We start from the raw sequence: 19,781 nt of genomic DNA, 5'->3' as shown, positions 1-19,781 counted from the left end.
TCATGTCGATCGAAGTCCGTAATGTCAGCAAGAACTTCAACGCCTTCAAGGCCCTGAACAGCATCAATCTGGACATCCAGAGTGGCGAGCTGGTGGCTTTGCTGGGCCCGTCCGGCTGCGGCAAGACCACCTTGCTGCGCATCATCGCAGGCCTGGAAACGCCCGATGACGGCAACATCGTGTTCCACGGTGAAGACGTCTCCGGCCACGATGTGCGTGATCGCAACGTCGGGTTTGTGTTCCAGCACTATGCGTTGTTCCGCCACATGACCGTGTTCGATAACGTCGCCTTCGGCCTGCGCATGAAGCCGAAGAACCAGCGCCCGACCGAAAGCCAGATCGCCAGCAAAGTGCACGAACTGCTGAACATGGTGCAGCTCGACTGGCTGTCGGATCGCTATCCGGAACAACTCTCTGGCGGCCAGCGTCAGCGTATCGCCCTGGCCCGCGCCCTGGCGGTTGAACCGAAAGTGCTGCTGCTGGACGAGCCCTTCGGCGCCTTGGATGCCAAGGTGCGTAAAGAACTGCGCCGCTGGCTGGCGCGCCTGCACGAAGACATCAACCTGACCTCGGTGTTCGTGACCCACGACCAGGAAGAGGCCATGGAAGTCGCCGACCGCATTGTGGTGATGAACAAGGGCGTGATCGAACAGATCGGCTCACCGGGCGAAGTCTACGAAAACCCGGCCAGCGATTTCGTCTATCACTTCCTCGGCGACTCCAACCGCCTGCACTTGGGTGAAGACCAGCACGTGCTGTTCCGCCCGCACGAAGTGTCGCTGTCGCGCCACGAGCTGGAAGACCACCACGCGGCCGAAGTGCGCGACATCCGCCCATTGGGCGCGACCACCCGCGTGACCTTGAAAGTGGAAGGCCAGAGCGAACTGATCGAAGCCGAAGTGGTGAAAGACCACGACAGCCTCACCGGTTTGGCCCGTGGCGAAACGCTGTTCTTCAAGCCCAAGGTCTGGCAAAAAGCCTAAGCCCACCCATCCCCCCCTGTGGGAACCGGGCTTTTGTGGGAGCTGGCTTGCCTGCGATAGCATCACTGCGGTGTGACTGACACACCGAGGTGATGCTATCGCAGGCAAGCCAGCTCCCACATTCAGACCTTTCTCGGCTCCAGATCGCGGCGGGTTACAGGCCCCGATCGCTCTTCGATCTGCTGCTTGAGGTCACCCCGCAACCCCACCAGAAACGCCAACTCCGCCACCACAAACAGCGGCCCGACGATCAGCCCCGACACATCGTCGACGAACGCTGGCTTGCGCCCTTCGTAGTAGTGCCCGACAAACTGGATCACCCAGCCCACCACAAACATCCCGATACCGCTGCTCAGCCACACCAGTGTGCTCTGCGCGGCCAGCACGTGCCCGGCCCACACCGACAAGCCCATCAGCACCGTCATCAGCACGCCCAAGGCCAATTCCAGGCGCAGGTAAAACCACGCGGAAAACAGCGCGAGCAGAACGGCGGGTGAGAGCCAGAGCCCGCCTACGGTCCATTCGGGGCGGGATAACAGCACCGCCACTGCGACGACGATCAGCGGAATGCCGATAAAGTGGCTGGCGATATTGCGTGGGTCACGGTGGTAGGCAGCATATTGACTGAGGTGGTCGACGAGGCTTTTCATTGTTGTTCCTCCTGTAGGATGCTGGATCATGCCCTGTCAGCCTTTGCCTGACTGTCAGCTGGGCGACAATCTTCGGAGTTCTCATGGACGCAGAGCAATGGCACGCGCGGCTGGCCATCGGTCATTGGTTCAGCCACCTGCCGTCATCTTTTCAGCATAGCCTGCTGGCCCAGGCCCGGCTGCGCTCGCTGGTGGCGGGGCAAACCCTGTTCAAGCGCGGCGATCCGCCGTGTGGTTTGTATGCCGTGCTCGAAGGCACCTTGCGCATCAGCGCGGTGAACGAGCAGGGCAAGGAAGCGATATTGAGCCTGGTGGAACCGCCTTACTGGTTCGGCGAAATCTGCCTGTTCGACGGATTGCCACGCACCCACGACGCCTGCGCCGCCGGGCCGTGCACTTTGTTGCAGGTGCCGCAGCAGGCGTTGTTGAATATCCTTGATGAAGCCCCGCACTACTGGCGCAACCTGGCGCTGTTGATGAGCCAGAAACTGCGCCTGAGTTTTATCGGCCTCGAACAGCTCAGCCTGATGCCGGCCCCGGTGCGCCTGGCCCACCGCTTGTTGATGATCGTTGAAGGGTATGGCGACATCGAACACTCCAGGCGCGTGCTGCAACTGCCCCAGGAAGACCTGGCGGCCATGTTGAGCCTGTCGCGCCAGACCACCAATGCGTTGCTCAAGGACCTGCAGGCCCAGGGCGTGGTGCGTTTGGGCTATGGCGAAATTGAAGTGCTGGATGTGCAGCGGCTGCGGGAGGTTGCACATACCTGAGGGGGCCCCATCGCGGGCAAGCCCGCTCCCACAATTGGAATGCGTACCCCTGTGGGAGCTGGCTTGCCTGCGATGAGGCCCTCAAAAACACTACAGAGCCCGCTACCGCAACCCATCCCGAAACTGCCCCGGCGTCAGCCCCGTCCAACGCTTGAACGCGCGGTTGAAACTGCTGGTATCGGCAAACCCCAATAAGTGACTGATCTCTGCCAATGAACACTGCGGGTCGCGCAAATGCAGCAACGCGAGGTTCTCCCGGCACTCATTGAGCAACGCATCAAACCTGCACCCCTCGTCCGCCAGATGCCGCTGCAGGCTGCGCAAACTCAGGTGCAGCGCCTGGGCGACGCGTTCGGCACTCGGCTCGCCATCGGGCAGCTGCGCTTCGATCACCCGGCGTACCTTGCGCTCCCAGGTCAGCGGTTGCAGTTGGGCGAGGGTGCGCTTGAGCACGGTCTCGTTGTGCTCGGCCAGCTCCGGGTTGGCATCGTCCAGGTGGCTGTCGAAGTCGTGGGCGGCGAACTCCAGGCGGTCTTCCTCGGCGGCAAAAAACACCGGAGCGCGAAACACCGTGTGCCACGGCTGGGGATCGGCCGGTTCAGGCCGGCGCAGGTACACCGCCAGCGGTGCGTACTCACGGCCCAGCCGGTTGCGACACGTGCGCACGTAAATCGCCGCAAACGCATCGATGGCCTCGAACGCCGGCGCCGGGCTGCCCTCCGGCTGCAGCAGGCGGAAACGGTAACGCTCACCGTCTCGGCTAAGCTCCAGGGCCAGGGCATCGCTGACCACCTGGTGATAGCGCACGATGCGCTCGAACACCTCGCGCAGGCTGCCGCTGGCCACCAGCGCATAGCCCAGCGCATGAAAGGTGGTGGGGCTGACAAACCGCGACACGCGCAAGCCGATTGCCGGGTCCCCGCTGGCCTGCACGGCCAGCGCCCACAAGCGTGTGGTGGCCGACAGCGGGTAGCGCGCATTCGGGTCGTCCATGTGTTGCGGGTCGAGCCCGGCCTGGGCGCACAGCGCGGCACTGTCGAGGCCCAAGGCATCGAGCTGCTTGCGCAGGGCGCGGGTCCAGCTGGCGAGTGAGGTGGGTTCGGTCATGGCGATTGGCGCTTGCGGTCAACAGGTTGGCGTCCGGGGCTAGCGTCCTGCGAGATCGCTTGGGGCAGGATGGGCGCATCAATAAGCAAGAGGATGGAAGCATGGACGGTACTTCTGCAAGTCCCCAGCAGATGAACGCGCAACAGCGTTCGGCGCATATCCGTGACGTGGTGCTGGCCGAAGGCGTGCGCTTGCGCCAGAGCCACCCCTGGCTGCTGCATCAGGACGCACTGGGCGCGGGCATCCTGGCGTTTGCGTTGGTGGGCATGGTCGGCTCGGCGGCGCTCTATTTCACGGGCCATATGGCCTGGTGGGTATGCCTGCTGCTCAATGCGTTCCTCGCTTCGCTGACCCACGAGCTGGAACACGACCTGATCCACAGCATGTACTTTCGCAAGCAGCGCCTGCCGCACAACCTGATGATGGGCCTGGTGTGGCTGGCGCGGCCGAGCACGATCAACCCGTGGGTGCGCCGGCATCTGCACCTCAACCACCACAAGGTTTCCGGCACTGAAACCGACATGGAAGAGCGCGCCATCACCAACGGCGAACCGTGGGGTTTTGCGCGGTTGCTGATGGTCGGCGATAACGTGATGTCAGCGTTTATCCGTATCCTGCGGGCCAAGACCTGGAAGCACAAACTCAGCATCCTCAAACGCTCGCTGCTGGTGTACGCGCCGTTGGCGCTGCTGCATTGGGGCGCGTGGTACGTGTTCCTCGGTTTTCACGCGGCAAATGGCATCGCCAGCCTGCTGGGCGCGCCTATCGACTGGTCAGCCAGCACACTGCACATGATGCAGGTGATCGACATCGCCGCCGTCGTGATCATCGGCCCCAACGTGCTGCGCACCTTTTGCCTGCACTTTGTCAGCTCGAACATGCACTACTACGGTGACGTGGAGTTGGGCAACGTGATCCAGCAAACCCAGGTGCTCAACCCCTGGTGGATGTGGCCGTTGCAGGCGTTCTGCTTCAACTTCGGCAGCACCCATGGCATTCATCATTTCGTGGTGAAGGAGCCGTTCTACATCCGTCAGATGACCGCCAAGGTGGCGCACAAAGTCATGGCCGAGATGGGCGTGCGCTTCAATGATTTCGGGACGTTTGCCCGGGCCAATCGGCTTGGCTTTCCACCGCCAGCAGGGTTTCGATCAGCGCCTTCGCCGCAGGCGACAAACGCACCCCAGCGCGGCTGATCACGCCGCAACGGTTGCTCAGGCTGTCGAGGTTGTGAGGCAGGTTGCGCCAGTGCAGCACCTTCAGTGCGCCGCTGGCCAATTCATCGACGAACGCCTCTTCGGCGCCCAGGCCAATGGCGTCGGACTGGCGCACGATGGTGGCCAGCGCCGAGAACTGTTCAAGTTCGATAGCGGGCGCAAAATCGATGCGCCCGCTGAGGTTAGCGAGCAGTTTGCGAATACCCGGTGCAATCAACGGCGTAGCCAGCGGGAAACCAAACAGGTCGTTGGTCGACAGACTGTCCTTGGCCAATAGCGGGTGACCGGCCCGGCAGAAAAACACGCTGCGCCGGGGCGTGAGGGCCTGGATCTGGAAGTTGGGGTCAGCCTCGAAGTGGCGGACATCGGCGATAAAGAATTCGATCTCCTCGCGGCTCAGGCTGCGCCCGAGCTTTTCCCAGTTATCCACCTGCAATGCGGTGCGGACCTTGGGGTAGGTGGTGATAAACCGCGCCATGGCCTGGGGCACCAGGTTCACGGCCGCCACGGCGTCGCTGCCCAGGCGCACTTCACCGGCGTCGAGCTTGGTCATGCGCGTGACTTCATGGCTGAGCAGCGCGGCGCCCTGGACCAGGCTCAGGGCATGCTGCAGCACCACCTGACCTTCGGGTGTGGGGCGCAGGTCCTTGTGAGCGCGGTCCACCAGCACGCAGCCGAACTCCTGTTCCAGGCCCTGGATGCTGCGGCTGAACGCCGGCTGTGTGATGCCCATGGCGTCGGCGGCGCGCACAAAACTGCGGTGCTCGTTGAGCGCGATGAAGTAGCGCAGCTGACGGAGATCCATGGGGCGCCCGGCGTCCAAGAGGGGAACCGGGATTTTAAGGGGCTTGCTTATTCCGTCAATGAAGCACGTTTGTTTTATCTAGATCTTAAATGCATATCTATAGAGCAGGCACCGTGCGGTAGGTGGCCGGGCTGAAGACCCGCGTCACCACCAGCATCGCCACCACGGTCACTGTCAGTACTACCCAGGCGCTGACAAAGGTGCCAGTCAGCTCACGCAGCCAGCCGGTCAACCAGGGCGAAATTGCATTGATCAAGAAGCCCACGCCCTGCACGAAGGCCGCCAGTTGCCCGGCCTGGCGCGGGTCGCGGTGGTGGTCGAGGGTCAGCAGCAGGCTCAGGGCGAAACACGCGCCCAGGCCAAAGCCGATCAGCGCGACCCACAGGTGGGGAAACTGCTGCGGCGCCATCAGCAAGCCGAGGTAACCCACGGTCTGCGCCAGCAGGCTGACGCCGAGCAAGGGCCGACGGTCGATCCCGCGTTGGGCCAGTACCGGCATCAACAACGCCGCGATCACCTGGAAAATGGTCATGAATGCCAGCAGCGAACCGCTCGGCAACACGCCCCAGCCCAGTTGCTGGTAGTACGCCGGCAGCCACGCCACCATGCTCATGTAGCCGCAGTTCACCAGGCCGAAATACAGCGCCAGCAACCAGGCACGGCGGTTGCGCAGGCCTTTGAAGGCGGGAATCACCAGCGCGCTTCTGGGCGCTCCCAGCGGCACAAATGCCCACAGCAACAAGGCGGCCAGCGCCGGCAACAGCCAGATCCCGAGCCCCGCCTGCCACTGCTGGAAGTGCGTGGCCACCACCGGGCTGAGCAACGCGGCCAGCCCGCCACCGGCCATCAGCGAGGCCGAATACACGCCCATTGCCACCGGTACGCGGTGATGGAATTCGCGCTTGATCATCGCCGGCACCAACGCCTGGATCAGCGCCACCCCGGCACCACCGAGCAAGGCCGTGACCAGCAGTGCCGAGGCCTGGCCCATCAGCCAGCGCGCCAGGCACGCCAGCAGAATCATCATCAAGCCCAGGGCGATGCCGCGTCGCTCGCCCAGCCTTGCTTCCACCCGTACGCCGATCAACGCCACCAGGCCCATGCACACCACGGGCAAGCTGGTGAGCAGGGCACTGCTCTGGAAGCTCAGGCCAGTGGCCTGGCGGATCTCGCCCAGCAGCGGGCTGATGGAGCTGAGGATCGGCCGCAGGTTCAGGCCCAACACCACCAGCAGCCCCCAGCCGGCGAGGGATTTATTGAGGGTCATGCAGGGTTTTCCATTGCTGGTACAGGGTGGTCATGGCCGCGTCGGGCAGGTGCTGGATCGGCAAGCGTTGTTCGCCCAGGGGCAAGCCGACCTGTTGCCCAATCGCCGCCGTCGACAAGCCGAAGGGCTCGGCCATCGCGTTGCTGGCCGCAAACACCACCCGTTCCACGCCGCACAGGTACATGGCGCTCAGGCACATCGGGCAGGGCTGGCCGCTGGCGTAGATCACGCAGCCTTCCAGGCGTGCACCGAGTTGACGGCTGGCTGCACGGATCGCCAGCAGCTCGGCGTGGGCGGTGGGGTCCCGGGTCAGGTGGATCTCGTTCACCGCTTCCACCAGCACCGCGCCGTTGTGCGTCAGGACCGCGCCAAACGGCCGGCCGCCTTGACTCACATTGGCCCGGGCCAGGGCGATGGCGCGTTGCAGGTGCGGGTGGTCGTCGCTCATGGCGCTACCTCGGGGAGGAATGGAGGGTGAAGTATGGGCAGCGGCCTTGGTATTCTGAAATTAAATATAACCATGCCAACCAGTGGCAAAGAGAATGGTGACGCCATGTTCGATCCCGTGTTGCTGCGCAGCTTTGTCGCCGTGGTGGACTGCGGCAATTTCACCCGCGCCGCCGAGCGCCTGCATGTGACCCAGTCCACCGTCAGCCAGCAGATCCGCCGCCTGGAGGACGCCGTGGCGTGCCAACTGCTCGACCGCGACCAGCGCCGGGTAGTCGCCACTGCCGAAGGTGAGCGCTTGCTGGCTTACGCGCGGCGCATCCTCGCGCTGCATGAAGAGGCCGCCGACGTCTTGATCAACCAGCAAAGCGACGGCGTGTTGCGCCTGGGCATGCCGGAAGACTTTGCGGCCGAACGCCTGATGCCGTTGCTGTCGGCGTTTGTGGTGGCGTACCCCCGTGTTCGCTTGGAAGTCACCAGCGGCCTCGGCCCGGAACTGCAGCGTCAATACCGCAGCGGTGAGTTTGATGTGCTGCTGGTCAAACAGATGGGTGACAGCGATGACTGCCTGGCTTCCTGGCCGGAGCCTTTGTGTTGGGTCGACAGCCGCAGCACGCCATCCCTGGGGCGTGACCCGCTGCCCTTGGTGGCGTTTCCGGTGGGTGGCCTGTACCGCAACGAAATGCTGCAGCACCTGGAAGTCGGCGGCTGGCGTTGGCGCATCGGCTATTCCAGCGCCAGCCTGGCCAGCGTGTGTTCGGCCGTGGCGGCGGGGTTGGGCATCAGCCTGTTGCCCAAACGTGTCGTGCAGGCAGGGCACGTGGTGCTGGGGCAGGACAGCGGACTGCCTGCGGTGCAGGGCGTTCGACTGGCCCTGTATGCCCGCAGTGGTTTAGGCCCGGCAGGGCAGACCTTGCAGCGCCAATTGCTCGATTTGTGCGCAAACAGCCCTGCCTGAGCCATGCCTTTGCTGAATATTTTTTATGCCTCAAAAGCATCGAAAAACGCGGACTGCGCGCCAGGCCGCGCAGCACAAGGCTTTGGCGTTTCGGGATGTTTCATTTATTCATTTTAGATCTATGTATAACTTTAAAGATTACTTTAAGAGATAAGCGTCTGGCCCCGATGATTCAGCCCTCGACGGCCTCTCATGCAGGCCTGTCGGTTTTTTTGTTTCAAAACCGTAGGGAGTGAATCAATGGGCAATGTCCAGACCGCCGCCAGTGCACAAGGGGCGCAGTGGCGCCAGGCACCAGGTGGTGAGTTGGTTGACCTTGGCCGGCCGCACCGTGCGCCGTTGGGGCAACAGCGTTTGCAGCAAGCCCCGAAACGCTTTTCGAGCCGCCGCGAAGGCCTGTTGCTGGGCTTGCTGGTGCTGGCCCTGCATGGCGCGGTGATCTATTGGGTGAGCCAGAAGCCGACCCCGGTGTTGCCAATTGTGCCGCCGGAAATTCCGCCGATGACCATCGAGTTTTCCCAACCGGCGCCGCCTGTGGTCGAGCCGCCTCCACCGGTTCCACCACCACCGCCGCCTGTGGTCGAGCCACCGCCGCCGGTGGTGGATGAATTGGCCGCCAAGCCGGCGCCACCCAAACCGATTCCAAAACCCAAGCCCAAGCCAGTGCCAAAACCTGAGCCCAAGCCCGCGCCTAAACCGGTTGAGCAGCCACCTGCGCCACCGGCTCCCCCTGCGCCGGCCGCGCCGCCGTCGCCGGCACCCGTGACACCCGCTTCGGCCAACGCCGCGTACTTGAAGAACCCGGCGCCCGAATACCCCTCGTTGGCCCAGCGCCGGGGTTGGGAAGGCACGGTGTTGCTCAGGGTGCATGTGTTGGCCAGCGGTAAGCCGGGTGAGATCCAGGTCCAGAAGAGCAGCGGTCGCCAGCAACTCGACGACGCCGCATTGGCCGCCGTGAAGCGCTGGAGTTTCGTGCCGGCCAAGCAGGGCGACGTGGCACAGGACGGCTGGGTCAGCGTACCGATCGACTTCAAGATTCACTAACTATTCGGCTGCGGTGTGTTGGACACGCCGCGACCTGCACAGAGGGAAAACATCATGGCATTAGCATCTCCACTTGAATCCATCGAAAGCGCGGTGATCTGGCTGCTGGTGGTCTTTTCGGTTGCCACCTGGGGCCTGGCCCTGCTCAAGGGCGTGCAGTTCGGCCGCCTCAAGGCGCAGGATCGCAAGTTCCACAAACAGTTCTGGGCGGCGTCGAGTCTCGACTCTGCGGCAGAACTTGCCGAAACCCAGCCCGGTGCGGCGGCCCGTGTCGCCCAGGCCGGTTATGCCGCGATCCAGGTGGGCGATGCGCCACACGCCGCCGATTTGAGCCAGGCCATCAACCACCAGGACCGCCTCGAACGCGCCCTGCGCCAGCAGATCGTGCGTGAACGCCGCTCCCTGGAAACCGGCCTGGCCGTGGTCGCCAGTATCGGCAGCACCTCGCCGTTCATCGGCCTGTTCGGCACCGTGTGGGGCATCATGGAAGCGTTGAAAGGGATCAGCGCCGCCGGTTCCGCTAGCCTGGAAACCGTGGCTGGCCCGATTGGTGCCGCACTGGTTGCAACGGGTGTGGGGATCGCCGTCGCGGTGCCTGCGGTGCTGGTCTACAACTACTTCCTGCGTCGCCTGAAGCTGACCGCCGCCGACCTGGACGACTTTGCCCACGACTTCTACAGCCTGGCGCAGAAGAATTCCTTCCGCGTGCTGCTGCACCCAACGCTGAACAAAGCGGCGGCCGGCAACCCGCAAAAAGTGAAGGAGGCGTCCTGAGATGGCCTTCTCCACGCAAGACAGTGATGAGGTGCTGAGCGAGATCAACGTGACGCCCCTGGTGGACGTGATGCTGGTGCTGCTGGTGGTGTTTATCGTCACCGCGCCGCTGTTGACCAACGCGATTCCGATCAACCTGCCCAAGACCCAGGCCGTGGCCCCGGTGGAGCAGAAAGACCCGCTGGTGGTGAGCATCGACGGCGCCGGCAAACTGTTTATCAACAAGGACGAAATCCAGCCGGACCTGCTGGAATTCAACCTGCAGGCGGCCAAGGCCAAGGACCCCGATGTGCGGGTGCAACTGCAGGCTGACGATGGAGTGAACTACGGCGAAGTGGCGCGAGCCATGGCGTCGATCGAACGCGCGGGCATTACCAAGCTGTCGGTGATTACCGCGCGTTGATTTGCAAAAGCCTCGACACTTTTTTGGCCGTCTCCTTGGCAGGGTGCGGCCTTTTTTTTGGTGTATAGAGGTATATAAGTGTCTCGTTGTAAAATAATCCTGTTGTAAAATTTGCTCTTGTTTTCTAATGTTTCCGGGCGTGCAATATGTGCGTAGTTTAATTATTTCTAGTGGGGTACAAACTATTGAACTGACGGAGAGGTTTATGGCAATTCGTTTTCCTGTTGACGTTGTAAGTTTCGTGACGCATTCATTGCCGAATAGTAAAAATCCTGAAGGCTCTGCTTCAACTCCGCCTGCCTGCGCAATATATTCTGGTGAATCCTCCAACGACTCAGTGAGTGCAAGCGGTGAAAAATCCCCACTCGACAGTAATCCGCTCATCGACCGGTCGGTGTTAGGAAAAAATGATCGCATAGATCGCTACCTCAACGCGCATGCCTCGGACTTCATGACGCCCGAAAAAGAGATGGCGAAAATATTATCGAGTGAGTTAAAGCACCGTTGGAAGATGGAGGTAGATCCGGATAAGACATTCTTGGTCACCTTTAAAGACGGTGAGCGCAATGAAAAGAGTGTGGTAGAAAAAGTCACGTTGACTCAGGCAGCTCTAAATAATAGCCAGGGCGTGCCTATTGAAAATAATAATAGCTGGTTTCAAAAAGTGGGTCAGTACTTCTCACCTCTGGTGTTTTCTTACAATAAAGTAGCAGAGGCTATTGAGTCATCGCACGCTGAGCAAGGTATTTATCGCCAGCCTGCGTCTTACACTGACTCGCCTTACAGTGCTTCGACACGGCTCGACATACCTGTAGCAGACTTTAAGGCACTTGTTTGGGATACTGATCGGACCCAATTATACAAAAATACACTCACCGCTTTTTGGGGCAAGCAGACCGAGTCCTATGCGGCCTTGAGCAAAATTTCGTTTGTCAAAGCCGTTAAGCTGCAGAGCCTTGAAGGAACACTGGGCGAGGAAGAGACAAAGCTGGCCCTGCGCGTTATCGGGCCGTTTGCGCAAAAACCATGGACTGAACTGAGCGCTCAGGATTTTACTCGGTGTACGTTGCAGGACCCGAACCTTAATGTCGGCCTGCTTAGCGTAAACGGTATGACGTCTACTGATTTGATGAGTGTGACGGACAAGAAAACCCAGTTGACGTTGTTACATATACCCGGTAACTCTTCCCCCCTGCATCGTTTTGATAACCCGGAGCAAATGCGGCGGTGGCTGGCCAAACAGGCGGCTGACCCGGTAAAACGTGCAGCGCTTATGACGCATTTTTCTCTTGAAGACCAAGCGGACAAGTCTTTTTCCGATGGCGTGTATCAATCCCTGCAGGGGTTGGGCGCTTGGTCCGATGCCCAGGGCAAGCAGGGCTTTAGCCTCTCCAAACTCAATGATTGGTCACCTGGGCGATACATCACGGTCGATCCGTTGAGCGGAGATCCGTTTCAGCAAATCATGACCCGTCAAAAGGCTAGGTCCTTTTCGGATGCAGATAGTGCGATTGTCAGTGATCGTGATTATACAAAGACCAAAATAACCGAAGGCATTGAGGAGGCCGCTAAAGTCGCGCTGTTTATGACCCCCCTGGCGCTTGTCATGCCAGAGGTAGCGCTGGCGCTGGACGCGTTCTACCTGGCTGCGGGAGCTACTGAGATGGGAATCGGCATTGTTGATGTGGCCAGAGGAAAATCCAAGGGAACGGATCGCATTGTATTTGGCGTATTGAATGCTGTGCCGCCGTTGGTTACCCATGGCGCAGGTTCGCTTGCAAGAGCGTTGAAACCGGAAGGTGAAGTTGCGGAACATACCGGGCAAGCCAGTGAGCAAGTCCGACCCTTCTTTAAGTTGCCTCAACGTATTAATGGTCAGATTGGATACCCAATGAGTCCGGTCTCGCCGCCCGCGCCGTTTCGAGAGTTTAAGATTCCCCTGGATGGTGTCATTAGCGCTAAAGGGACAACGGGCTCCATAGATTTGAATGGGTACTCATCACCCGTTGTTTATGATTTGCAAGCCGAGGCATGGCGTGGCCTGACCTTCCACGGAGAAGTCACTGATGTCTTTCATTGGCGTGAGGGTACAGGGCCATGGTTGTCAGGTACGCGAGAGCAACTGATAGCCAACAGTGCAAAGAGAGTGGCTTCGGTGAGTCACCGGGTCGTAAAGTTACCGGAACTACCCCTGTTGCCATTGAACCCAACAGAAGTGCCCAAGACGATCCATTATTTTTGGGCAGGCAATGAAATGCCCGAGCACCTCGTAAACAATATTGCTGAAAATGCTCGAAAGAGTCCGGGTTATAAATCAATTGTGCATGTCGATGCCAATGATCAAGCAACTTTCCTCAAGGTGAAAGAAGCGCTGGATCACAAAGTAGGTGGCCTGGAAGTTCAGGACCTGAACGCCGATGAGGGTTTTCGTGAGTTTAATGCCGGTCAATATGGCGAGATGTACCAATACTTTCGATCAGGTAAAACACAGAACCTTGCCGCCTCGTCGGATGTGATGCGTGTGGCGTTAATGAAGCGTTACGGCGGCATTTATATGGACACGGATGACGCGCTTACTGTCCCGGTGGGCGAAGTTTCCCTGAAGGCGGCGTCAAATGATGTATTGATGAACTCTCCCGTCACGTACGCGGCGGCGGACTTTTACGGTTTTAATACCAGTAATTTTGCAAGCCACGCGGATAATCCGGTGTTCGACAAGGTGTTGGAAGAAATGCATCGACGCTTTAGGAACAACAAAGAGTGGTTGGATGCAAACCGACCTTTTATCGGAGAACATTCCAGCGCATCCGACTTGGATGTGTACAAGGTTTACGAGAAGAAAGTCTTTGAGGTGACAGGCCCGGTGGCTTTTAATGACGTCATGAAAAAAGAAAAGTATGGCCTTTTTCCTGTTCTTGACGATTTAGCCGACGTGCTCAAAGGAAGTTTGATAGCGCCCGATGCCTACAGCCAGCAGTTGAAACAGGCGCAAGAGTACTACCAGTCAATGTGGGAGAAATTTCGGGCCGACATTGGCGCGGAGCATTCTATGCGCCATTCCCGCTGAGTGAGCGCACATAGCCGACCACGTTCTCGCCCCCCGACGCGATGTATCGGGGGGTTGATGAATTGACCCGCGAGGGTGAGTTCGAGCGAATAATCTGCACTTTGGTTATTAATAAATAGCTTCTTATTCCTTAACGAATATAAACCTCGTCCCTATACTGGTCAGCAACGTTAAACGCTGCAGGAGGGCACACCCATGCACAGCGAGTTGATTCGTTACCTGATCGTGCCGGGCTGGCAAGGATCGCCAGAAGATCATTGGCAAAGCCATTGGCAGAACAGCCTGCCCAACAGTGCGCGCGTGGAGCAGGCCGATTGGCTGACGCCCCGTCGCGAAGACTGGGTGGCGGCGCTGGCCGAGGCCATCGCGGCTGACAGCACGCCGGTGATCCTCATCGCCCATAGCCTGGGTTGCATCACCGTGGCGCATTGGGCCGCTACCGCGCCGGTGCAGTTTCTGCGTCAGGTGCGCGGCGCCTTGCTGGTGGCGCCCGCCGATGTCGAACGCCCGGCCTGTGCTCCCGCCCTGCGCAACTTTGCGCCGATTCCCACCGACCTGTTGCCGTTCCCCAGCCAAGTGGTCAGTTCCGACAACGACAGCGCCGTCAGTGCCCCCCGGGCCCTGGAGCTGGCGCGTAACTGGGGCGCCGAAGCCGGCATCCTCTCGGGTGCTGGCCACATCAATGTGAAATCCGGCCACCAGCGCTGGGAGCAGGGCTTCGCCTACCTCTATCGCCTGCAACACCGCCTTGAGCACCACGCCCGGCGTACTGCCTGAACATTTTTCAACGCCCCGTCCCTTGAGTGGATCTGGGGCGGGAGCCTGCCATGAGTCTGCATGAAACCTACGGCCAGCCCTTGCTGACCTTCCCCGACGCCGAAAAAAGCCCGCTGAGCATCCGCGCCAAGGCCTTGGTGTTTGTCGACCCACGCTCGCGCCAACTGCGCGAAGACCTCGAAAGCCTCGCCCCACGCGCCTTGCCTGTGTTGATTCGTGGCGAGACCGGCAGTGGTAAAGAACTGCTGGCACGGCATATCCACCGTGGCAGTGATCGCGGCGGTTTGTTTGTGTCGGTCAATTGCGGTGCGATCAGCCCCACTTATGCGGACGCCGAGTTGTTCGGCTATGCCGCCGGCAGCCACAGTGGCGCGGCCAGCAGCCGCGCTGGGTGGTTTGGTTCGGCCAATGGCGGCACCCTATACCTGGATGAGATCGGCGACTTGCCGTTGCCGATCCAGGTCAAGTTGCTCGCCGCGCTTGAGAACCACGAAGTCACCCGCGTCGGCGCCCATCAGCCCAGCCCGGTGGACGTGCGCCTGGTGGCCGCCACCAGCATCGACCTGGCCCAGGCCGTGGCGGCGGGCAAGTTTCATGAGCGGTTGTTCCATTACCTGAGCGAGGGCCAGCTGGAACTGCCGGCCTTGCGTGAGCGCATTGGTGACATCCTGTCCCTGGCCGAATACTTCCTCGGCATCTACAGCCAGCGCCTGGACCTGCCGGTGCCGCTGATCAGCGAAGCCGCCCAGCGCGTGCTGGAACACCACAGCTGGCCGGGCAATACCCGTGAGCTGGAAAACGTTATTCACTTTGCGTTGCTGGTGAGCAGTGGCGACGAGATCTTGCCCGAGCATTTGAACTTGCCGGCGGCGGGCTCACCTTTGGAACAGGTGCAGCGGATTGTCGAGGCAGCGAGCCCCGCTGACCTCCAGGCCCTCAAATCCTACCTCGCTTCCTTGTAGGAGCCGGCTTGCCGGCGATAGCAGTCTTGAGGGCCCCATCGCCGGCAAGCCGGCTCCTACAGTGGTTGGTGTGAACGTTGTGTATGAACAAAATGGAATATCAACGTGAATAAAAGATATTGTTCGGGAATAAAAAATCTAGGTATTGTCACTCCCACGCCGCGATAGCATTTCGCTGGCACGCCCTATAAAAACGGTCGTCAGAGACGCCCCGGAATTTCGATAAGGACACTGCATGAAAAAGGTTCTGTTGTTTACCGCACTGGCGGCTGCCCTGACTGCAAGCTTCGCCCAGGCCAACGAGAAGCTGGTGGTGGCTGCCACCCCGATCCCGCACGCGGAGATCCTCGAGCTGGTCAAGCCAACCCTGGCCAAAGAAGGCGTGGACCTGGAAATCAAGGTCTTCACCGACTACGTGCAGCCTAACGTGCAAGTGGCCGAGAAGCGTCTGGACGCCAACTACTTCCAGACCCTGCCGTACCTGGAAAACTTCAACAAGGGCAAAGGCACCAACCTGGTGACCGTGGTCGGCGTGCACGTTGAACCGTTCGGCGGCTACTCGAAAAAGATCAAGAACATCTCTGAACTCAAAGACGGCGCCACCGTTGCCATTCCCAACGAAGGTTCCAACAGTGGCCGTGCCCTGTTGCTGCTGCAGAAGGCCGGTGTGATCACCCTGAAAGACCCGAGCAATGCTCTGGCTACGCCAAAAGACATCAAGGACAACCCCAAGCACCTGAAATTCAAGGAGCTGGAATCGGCCCTGCTGCCACGCGTGCTGGACCAGGTTGACCTGGACCTGATCAACACCAACTACGCCCTGGAGGCCGGTTTGAACCCAGCCAAGGACGCGCTGATCATCGAAGACGCCAAGTCGCCGTACGTGAACTTCCTGGTGGCTCGCCCGGACAACAAGGACAGCGACGCTATCCAGAAACTGTCCAAGGCCCTGACCAGCCCGGAAGTCAAAGCCTTCATCGAGAAGAAGTACAACGGCGCAGTCGTGCCGGCGTTCTGATGTAACCCAAAACCCCCTTCAAGGTTTCAACGCCGACGGCTTTTTCAGCGTCGGCGTTTTTTATTGGGCATTTGAAATGCAATCAAACCCTGTAGGAGCCGGCTTGCCGGCGATTGCGGTCGGTCAGTTGAAACATCTGTAGCGGATAGGCCGCCATCGCCGGCAAGCCGGCTCCTACAAGGGGTTATGCAACACGGCTGTTGATGGCCCTGCGTAGCGCCACCAACCACTTCACCAGTTCCTGCGGATCAATCGGTTTCGCTTCGTTCATGGTTCATTCCCTCGAAACGGCTTTCCTGCGACCCCAAGACCATAGCTGCCACCTGTCAAACCCGCGAATCCGGGGGTTATCTTTTTGGGTGATATCAATATGCTTTTTGGGTATTTAAATTTTGATTTTTATACCTTTAAAGTTCGCGCTACCCGACGTTACCCACGTCGGCCTGGATTGCGCTCGCTGCATTACCCCTGCGGCGTCATGGACTGCCAATGACCTTCGATTTCGCTTTTATCCTCAGCACCTTGCCGGCGTTTCTCAAAGCCGTGGGGGTGACGCTGCAAGTGGGCTTGATCGCCATTGCCACCTCCCTGCTGGTGGCGCTGATCAACGCCGCGCTGCTGGTGTTTCGCACGCCCTACGTGTCGCGCCTGGTGGCGCTGTACGTAGAGCTGGCGCGTAACACGCCGCTGCTGATCCAACTGTTTTTCGTCTACTTCGCGCTGCCGGCCCTGGGGTTCAATATTTCCGGGTTCTGGGCGGCGATCATTACCATGACTTTCCTCGGCGGCGCCTACCTCACCGAAGTATTGCGCGCGGGCGTGGAAGCGGTGCCGCTGGCGCAGATCGAGTCGGGCAAGTCCATTGGCCTGTCGGACTGGCAACTGCTGCGCCACGTGATCCTGCCCCAGGCCGGCATCCTCAGCCTGCCGGCCCTCTTCGCCAATTTCATCTTTCTGCTCAAGGAAACCACCGTGGTCTCTGCCGTGGCGGTGCCCGAGATTCTCTACACCACCAAAAGCTACATCGCCCTCTACTACAAGACTTACGAAATGCTTGCCGTGCTGACGCTGATTTGCGTGTTGCTGTTCTTGCCGTTGTCGCTGCTGCTCAGCCGCCTGGAAAGGAGGCTCCAGCATGGCCAGTTCGGGTCTTGAGTTGCTGTGGGTGTCGTTGCCACAACTGGGCAAGGGCGCTGCGCAAACCCTGTCGATTTCGTTGCTGAGCATCGCCTTCAGCACCGTCGGCGGCGTGTTGTACGGCGTGCTGCGCACCTTGAACAACCGGCTGATCAACGCCGTGTTGCGGGTATACCTGGAGCTGTTCCGTGCGATCCCGGTACTGGTGTGGTTGTACCTGCTGTTTTTTGGCCTGCCGATTTTCTTCGGGTTGAGCATCCCGAGCTTCTGGTGCGCAGTGCTGGTGCTGTCGCTGTGGGGCGCCAGTGAAGTCGGTGAAGTGGTGCGTGGCGCGTTGCATTCGCTGCCCCGTGGCCAGCGTGAGGCGGGCTTGTCGATTGGCCTGTCCGACCCACAACTCTACGGCTATGTGCTGCTGCCCCAGGCCCTCAAGCGCATGACCCCGCCGACCATTAACGTCTACACGCGCATTATCAAGACCAGCTCCCTGGCGGTGCTGATCGGCGTGGTGGATGTGATCAAGGTTGGCCAGCAAATCATCGAACGCACCTATGAGTCGGTCCTGATCTACGGCGTGCTGTTCCTGTTTTTCTTCTTTATCTGCTACCCGTTGTCGGCCGCCTCCAAGGTGCTGGAACGGCGCTGGGCCCAAGCATGAGCGCATTGATCGAGTTCCAGGGTTTCAACAAATTCTTCGGCGAGGCGCAGGTGCTCAAGGGCATTGACCTGCGCGTGCAGAGCGGCGAAGTGGTGGTGATCCTCGGCCCCAGCGGCTGTGGCAAAAGCACCCTGCTGCGTTGCCTCAACGGCCTGGAAGTGGCCCACAGCGGCAGCCTGCGCTTTGCCGGCAATGAGCTGCTGGATAAAAAAACCGACTGGCGCCAAGTGCGCCAGGACATCGGCATGGTGTTCCAGAGCTACCACCTGTTCCCGCACATGAGCGTGCTCGACAACATCCTGCTCGGCCCGCTGAAAGTGCAGAAGCGCGACCCCCGCGAAGCCCGTGAACAGGCCGAAAAGCTGCTGGAGCGCGTGGGCCTGGCCGACAAGCGCGACGCCTTCCCGCGCCAGCTCTCCGGTGGTCAGCAGCAACGCATCGCCATCGTGCGTTCGTTGTGCATGAACCCTCAGGTCATGCTGTTTGACGAGGTCACCGCCGCCCTCGACCCGGAAATGGTCAAGGAAGTGCTGGAGGTGATCCAGGGCCTGGCCCGCGATGGCATGACCTTGCTGATCGTCACCCACGAAATGGCCTTTGCCCGCGCCGTCGCCGACCGCGTGGTCTTCATGGAGGCCGGGCGCATCCTCGAACACAACACCCCCGAGGCATTCTTTACGAACCCGCAGACCGCACGCGCGCAGCAGTTCCTGGAGAAGTTCTCCTTTGTTTCAACACTGCCGAAGAAAACCAAGGAACTGGAGCTGATATGAAAAAGTTACTGCTGCCACTGTTTGCCGTCGCACTGCTGGCCGGCTGCGATAAAAAGGCCGAAGAGCCTGCCAAACCGGCTGCCGCTGCGGCGAGCTACCTCGACAAGATCAAGGCACGCGACAAACTGATCGTCGGCGTCTTCACGGACAAACCACCGTTCGGTTTTGTGAACGAGGCGGGCCGCTACGTCGGGTTTGATACCGACATCGGCCGCCAATTCGCCAAGGACCTGCTGGGCGATGAGAACAAGGTCGAGTTCGTTGCGGTGGAACCGGCGAGCCGCATTCCGTTCCTGCAGAGCGACAAGGTCGATTTGATCCTCGCCAACATGACTGTGACGCCCGAGCGCAAGGAAGCGGTGGACTTCACCAACCCCAACCTGAAAGTCGCGGTGCAGGCCCTGGTGCCGAACGACAGCGCGGTGAAAAGCCTGGATGACCTGGCCACCCGCACCACCATCGTCACCACCGGCACTACCGCTGATATCTGGCTGACCAAGAACCACCCGGACTGGAAATTACTGAAGTTCGAGAAAAACTCCGAATCGCTGCAAGCGCTGTCGGCCGGTCGTGGCGATGCCTATGCCCAGGACAACCTGGTGCTGTTCAGCTGGGCCAAGCAGAACCCGGGCTACCGTGTGCTGGAACAGAAACTCGGCGATGAAGCGCCGATCGCGCCAGCCGTGAAGAAGGGCAACACCGAACTGCGTGACTGGGTGAATGCCGAGTTGGCAAAGCTGGGTGAAGAGAAGTTCCTGCTCAAGCTGTATGACCAATATGTGCGCAAAGAGCTGAGCGATGACACCAAGCCTGAGAGTGTGATTGTTGAAGGCGGTAAGTGGCAGGGTTGATCAGTCAGTTATTGAGTGGCTGATCTACCGCTATCGCAGGCAAGCCAGCTCCCACAGTTGTTCGCATTCCGCAGGTGGAACACGGTCGAATGTGGGAGCGGGCTTGCCCGCGA

General features: G+C 60.1%; 20 protein-coding genes. 15 read left to right on the top strand and 5 right to left on the bottom strand.

The window, feature by feature from the left end:
* The first annotated feature begins 2 nt into the window (after positions 1-2).
* On the top strand, positions 3-983 hold the full coding sequence (locus tag HX792_RS18390; RefSeq protein ID WP_176997398.1) for a sulfate/molybdate ABC transporter ATP-binding protein: 981 nt from the start codon (positions 3-5) through the stop codon (positions 981-983).
* Positions 984-1,105: 122 nt separating this feature from the next.
* On the opposite strand, the gene HX792_RS18385 is transcribed toward HX792_RS18390, so the two are convergent.
* Positions 1,106-1,633: a DUF962 domain-containing protein gene (locus HX792_RS18385; RefSeq protein WP_176997397.1), complete on the bottom strand. Its 528-nt coding sequence runs from the start codon at positions 1,631-1,633 to the stop codon at positions 1,106-1,108.
* Positions 1,634-1,716: 83 nt separating this feature from the next.
* On the opposite strand from HX792_RS18385, the gene HX792_RS18380 reads away from it, so the two are divergent.
* Positions 1,717-2,403, top strand: a complete 687-nt coding sequence (locus tag HX792_RS18380) for a Crp/Fnr family transcriptional regulator (RefSeq protein WP_176997396.1) — start codon at positions 1,717-1,719, stop codon at positions 2,401-2,403.
* 102 nt (positions 2,404-2,505) lie between these two features.
* Here the strand turns inward: HX792_RS18380 and HX792_RS18375 are convergent, their stop codons facing one another.
* Entirely contained in the window at positions 2,506-3,510 is a 1,005-nt protein-coding gene (locus tag HX792_RS18375; RefSeq protein WP_176997395.1) for an AraC family transcriptional regulator, read from the bottom strand.
* Between the two features lie 101 nt (positions 3,511-3,611).
* On the opposite strand from HX792_RS18375, the gene HX792_RS18370 reads away from it, so the two are divergent.
* Positions 3,612-4,706 carry a fatty acid desaturase gene (locus tag HX792_RS18370; RefSeq protein ID WP_176997394.1) on the top strand — a complete coding sequence of 365 codons (1,095 nt, stop codon included), beginning with the start codon at positions 3,612-3,614 and terminating at the stop codon, positions 4,704-4,706.
* On the opposite strand, the gene HX792_RS18365 is transcribed toward HX792_RS18370, so the two are convergent.
* From HX792_RS18365 to HX792_RS18355, 3 genes are all read right to left on the bottom strand, one after another.
* Entirely contained in the window at positions 4,597-5,532 is a 936-nt protein-coding gene (locus tag HX792_RS18365) for a LysR family transcriptional regulator (RefSeq protein ID WP_176997393.1), read from the bottom strand. The two genes, HX792_RS18370 and HX792_RS18365, sit on opposite strands and share 110 nt — an antisense overlap.
* Positions 5,533-5,629: 97 nt before the next feature.
* Entirely contained in the window at positions 5,630-6,799 is a 1,170-nt protein-coding gene (locus HX792_RS18360) for a CynX/NimT family MFS transporter (protein ID WP_176997392.1), read from the bottom strand.
* Complete coding sequence (locus HX792_RS18355) at positions 6,786-7,247, bottom strand: nucleoside deaminase (protein ID WP_176997391.1); 462 nt, start codon at positions 7,245-7,247, stop codon at positions 6,786-6,788. The genes HX792_RS18360 and HX792_RS18355 overlap by 14 nt, the downstream gene beginning before the upstream one ends.
* Positions 7,248-7,352: 105 nt before the next feature.
* Between HX792_RS18355 and HX792_RS18350 the strand changes: the two genes are divergently transcribed.
* The 12 genes from HX792_RS18350 (at position 7,353) to HX792_RS18295 (ending at position 19,668) form a co-directional block, all read left to right on the top strand.
* Positions 7,353-8,204 (top strand): LysR family transcriptional regulator, encoded by an 852-nt coding sequence (locus HX792_RS18350; protein WP_176997390.1) that lies wholly within the window; start codon positions 7,353-7,355, stop codon positions 8,202-8,204.
* Between the two features lie 240 nt (positions 8,205-8,444).
* The gene (locus HX792_RS18345; RefSeq protein ID WP_176997389.1) at positions 8,445-9,248 is read left to right on the top strand and encodes an energy transducer TonB; all 804 of its coding nucleotides are present in this window, start codon (positions 8,445-8,447) and stop codon (positions 9,246-9,248) included.
* A gap of 51 nt (positions 9,249-9,299) precedes the next feature.
* On the top strand, positions 9,300-10,022 hold the full coding sequence (locus tag HX792_RS18340) for a MotA/TolQ/ExbB proton channel family protein (RefSeq protein WP_135291170.1): 723 nt from the start codon (positions 9,300-9,302) through the stop codon (positions 10,020-10,022).
* A 1-nt stretch (position 10,023) separates the two neighbouring features.
* The gene (locus HX792_RS18335) at positions 10,024-10,425 is read left to right on the top strand and encodes a biopolymer transporter ExbD (RefSeq protein ID WP_060755558.1); all 402 of its coding nucleotides are present in this window, start codon (positions 10,024-10,026) and stop codon (positions 10,423-10,425) included.
* Between the two features lie 205 nt (positions 10,426-10,630).
* Positions 10,631-13,492 carry a glycosyltransferase family 32 protein gene (locus tag HX792_RS18330; RefSeq protein WP_176997388.1) on the top strand — a complete coding sequence of 954 codons (2,862 nt, stop codon included), beginning with the start codon at positions 10,631-10,633 and terminating at the stop codon, positions 13,490-13,492.
* Between the two features lie 195 nt (positions 13,493-13,687).
* The gene (locus HX792_RS18325) at positions 13,688-14,269 is read left to right on the top strand and encodes an alpha/beta hydrolase (protein ID WP_176997387.1); all 582 of its coding nucleotides are present in this window, start codon (positions 13,688-13,690) and stop codon (positions 14,267-14,269) included.
* A gap of 50 nt (positions 14,270-14,319) precedes the next feature.
* Complete coding sequence (locus HX792_RS18320; protein ID WP_176997386.1) at positions 14,320-15,231, top strand: sigma 54-interacting transcriptional regulator; 912 nt, start codon at positions 14,320-14,322, stop codon at positions 15,229-15,231.
* Between the two features lie 235 nt (positions 15,232-15,466).
* A complete protein-coding gene (locus HX792_RS18315; RefSeq protein WP_016970653.1) occupies positions 15,467-16,249 on the top strand; it encodes a MetQ/NlpA family ABC transporter substrate-binding protein in 783 nt (260 codons plus the stop codon).
* Positions 16,250-16,738: 489 nt separating this feature from the next.
* Positions 16,739-17,404 carry an amino acid ABC transporter permease gene (locus HX792_RS18310; RefSeq protein ID WP_176997385.1) on the top strand — a complete coding sequence of 222 codons (666 nt, stop codon included), beginning with the start codon at positions 16,739-16,741 and terminating at the stop codon, positions 17,402-17,404.
* The gene (locus tag HX792_RS18305; RefSeq protein WP_176997384.1) at positions 17,385-18,044 is read left to right on the top strand and encodes an amino acid ABC transporter permease; all 660 of its coding nucleotides are present in this window, start codon (positions 17,385-17,387) and stop codon (positions 18,042-18,044) included. The genes HX792_RS18310 and HX792_RS18305 overlap by 20 nt, the downstream gene beginning before the upstream one ends.
* Positions 18,041-18,817, top strand: coding sequence for an amino acid ABC transporter ATP-binding protein (locus HX792_RS18300; RefSeq protein ID WP_176997383.1), 777 nt, complete (start codon positions 18,041-18,043; stop codon positions 18,815-18,817). The genes HX792_RS18305 and HX792_RS18300 overlap by 4 nt, the downstream gene beginning before the upstream one ends.
* A complete protein-coding gene (locus HX792_RS18295; protein ID WP_176997382.1) occupies positions 18,814-19,668 on the top strand; it encodes a transporter substrate-binding domain-containing protein in 855 nt (284 codons plus the stop codon). The genes HX792_RS18300 and HX792_RS18295 overlap by 4 nt, the downstream gene beginning before the upstream one ends.
* Positions 19,669-19,781 lie beyond the last annotated feature (113 nt).

The organism is Pseudomonas sp. B6002 (assembly GCF_013385985.1).
Lineage (GTDB): Bacteria > Pseudomonadota > Gammaproteobacteria > Pseudomonadales > Pseudomonadaceae > Aquipseudomonas.
This window is presented reverse-complemented; position numbering and strand designations above follow the sequence as displayed.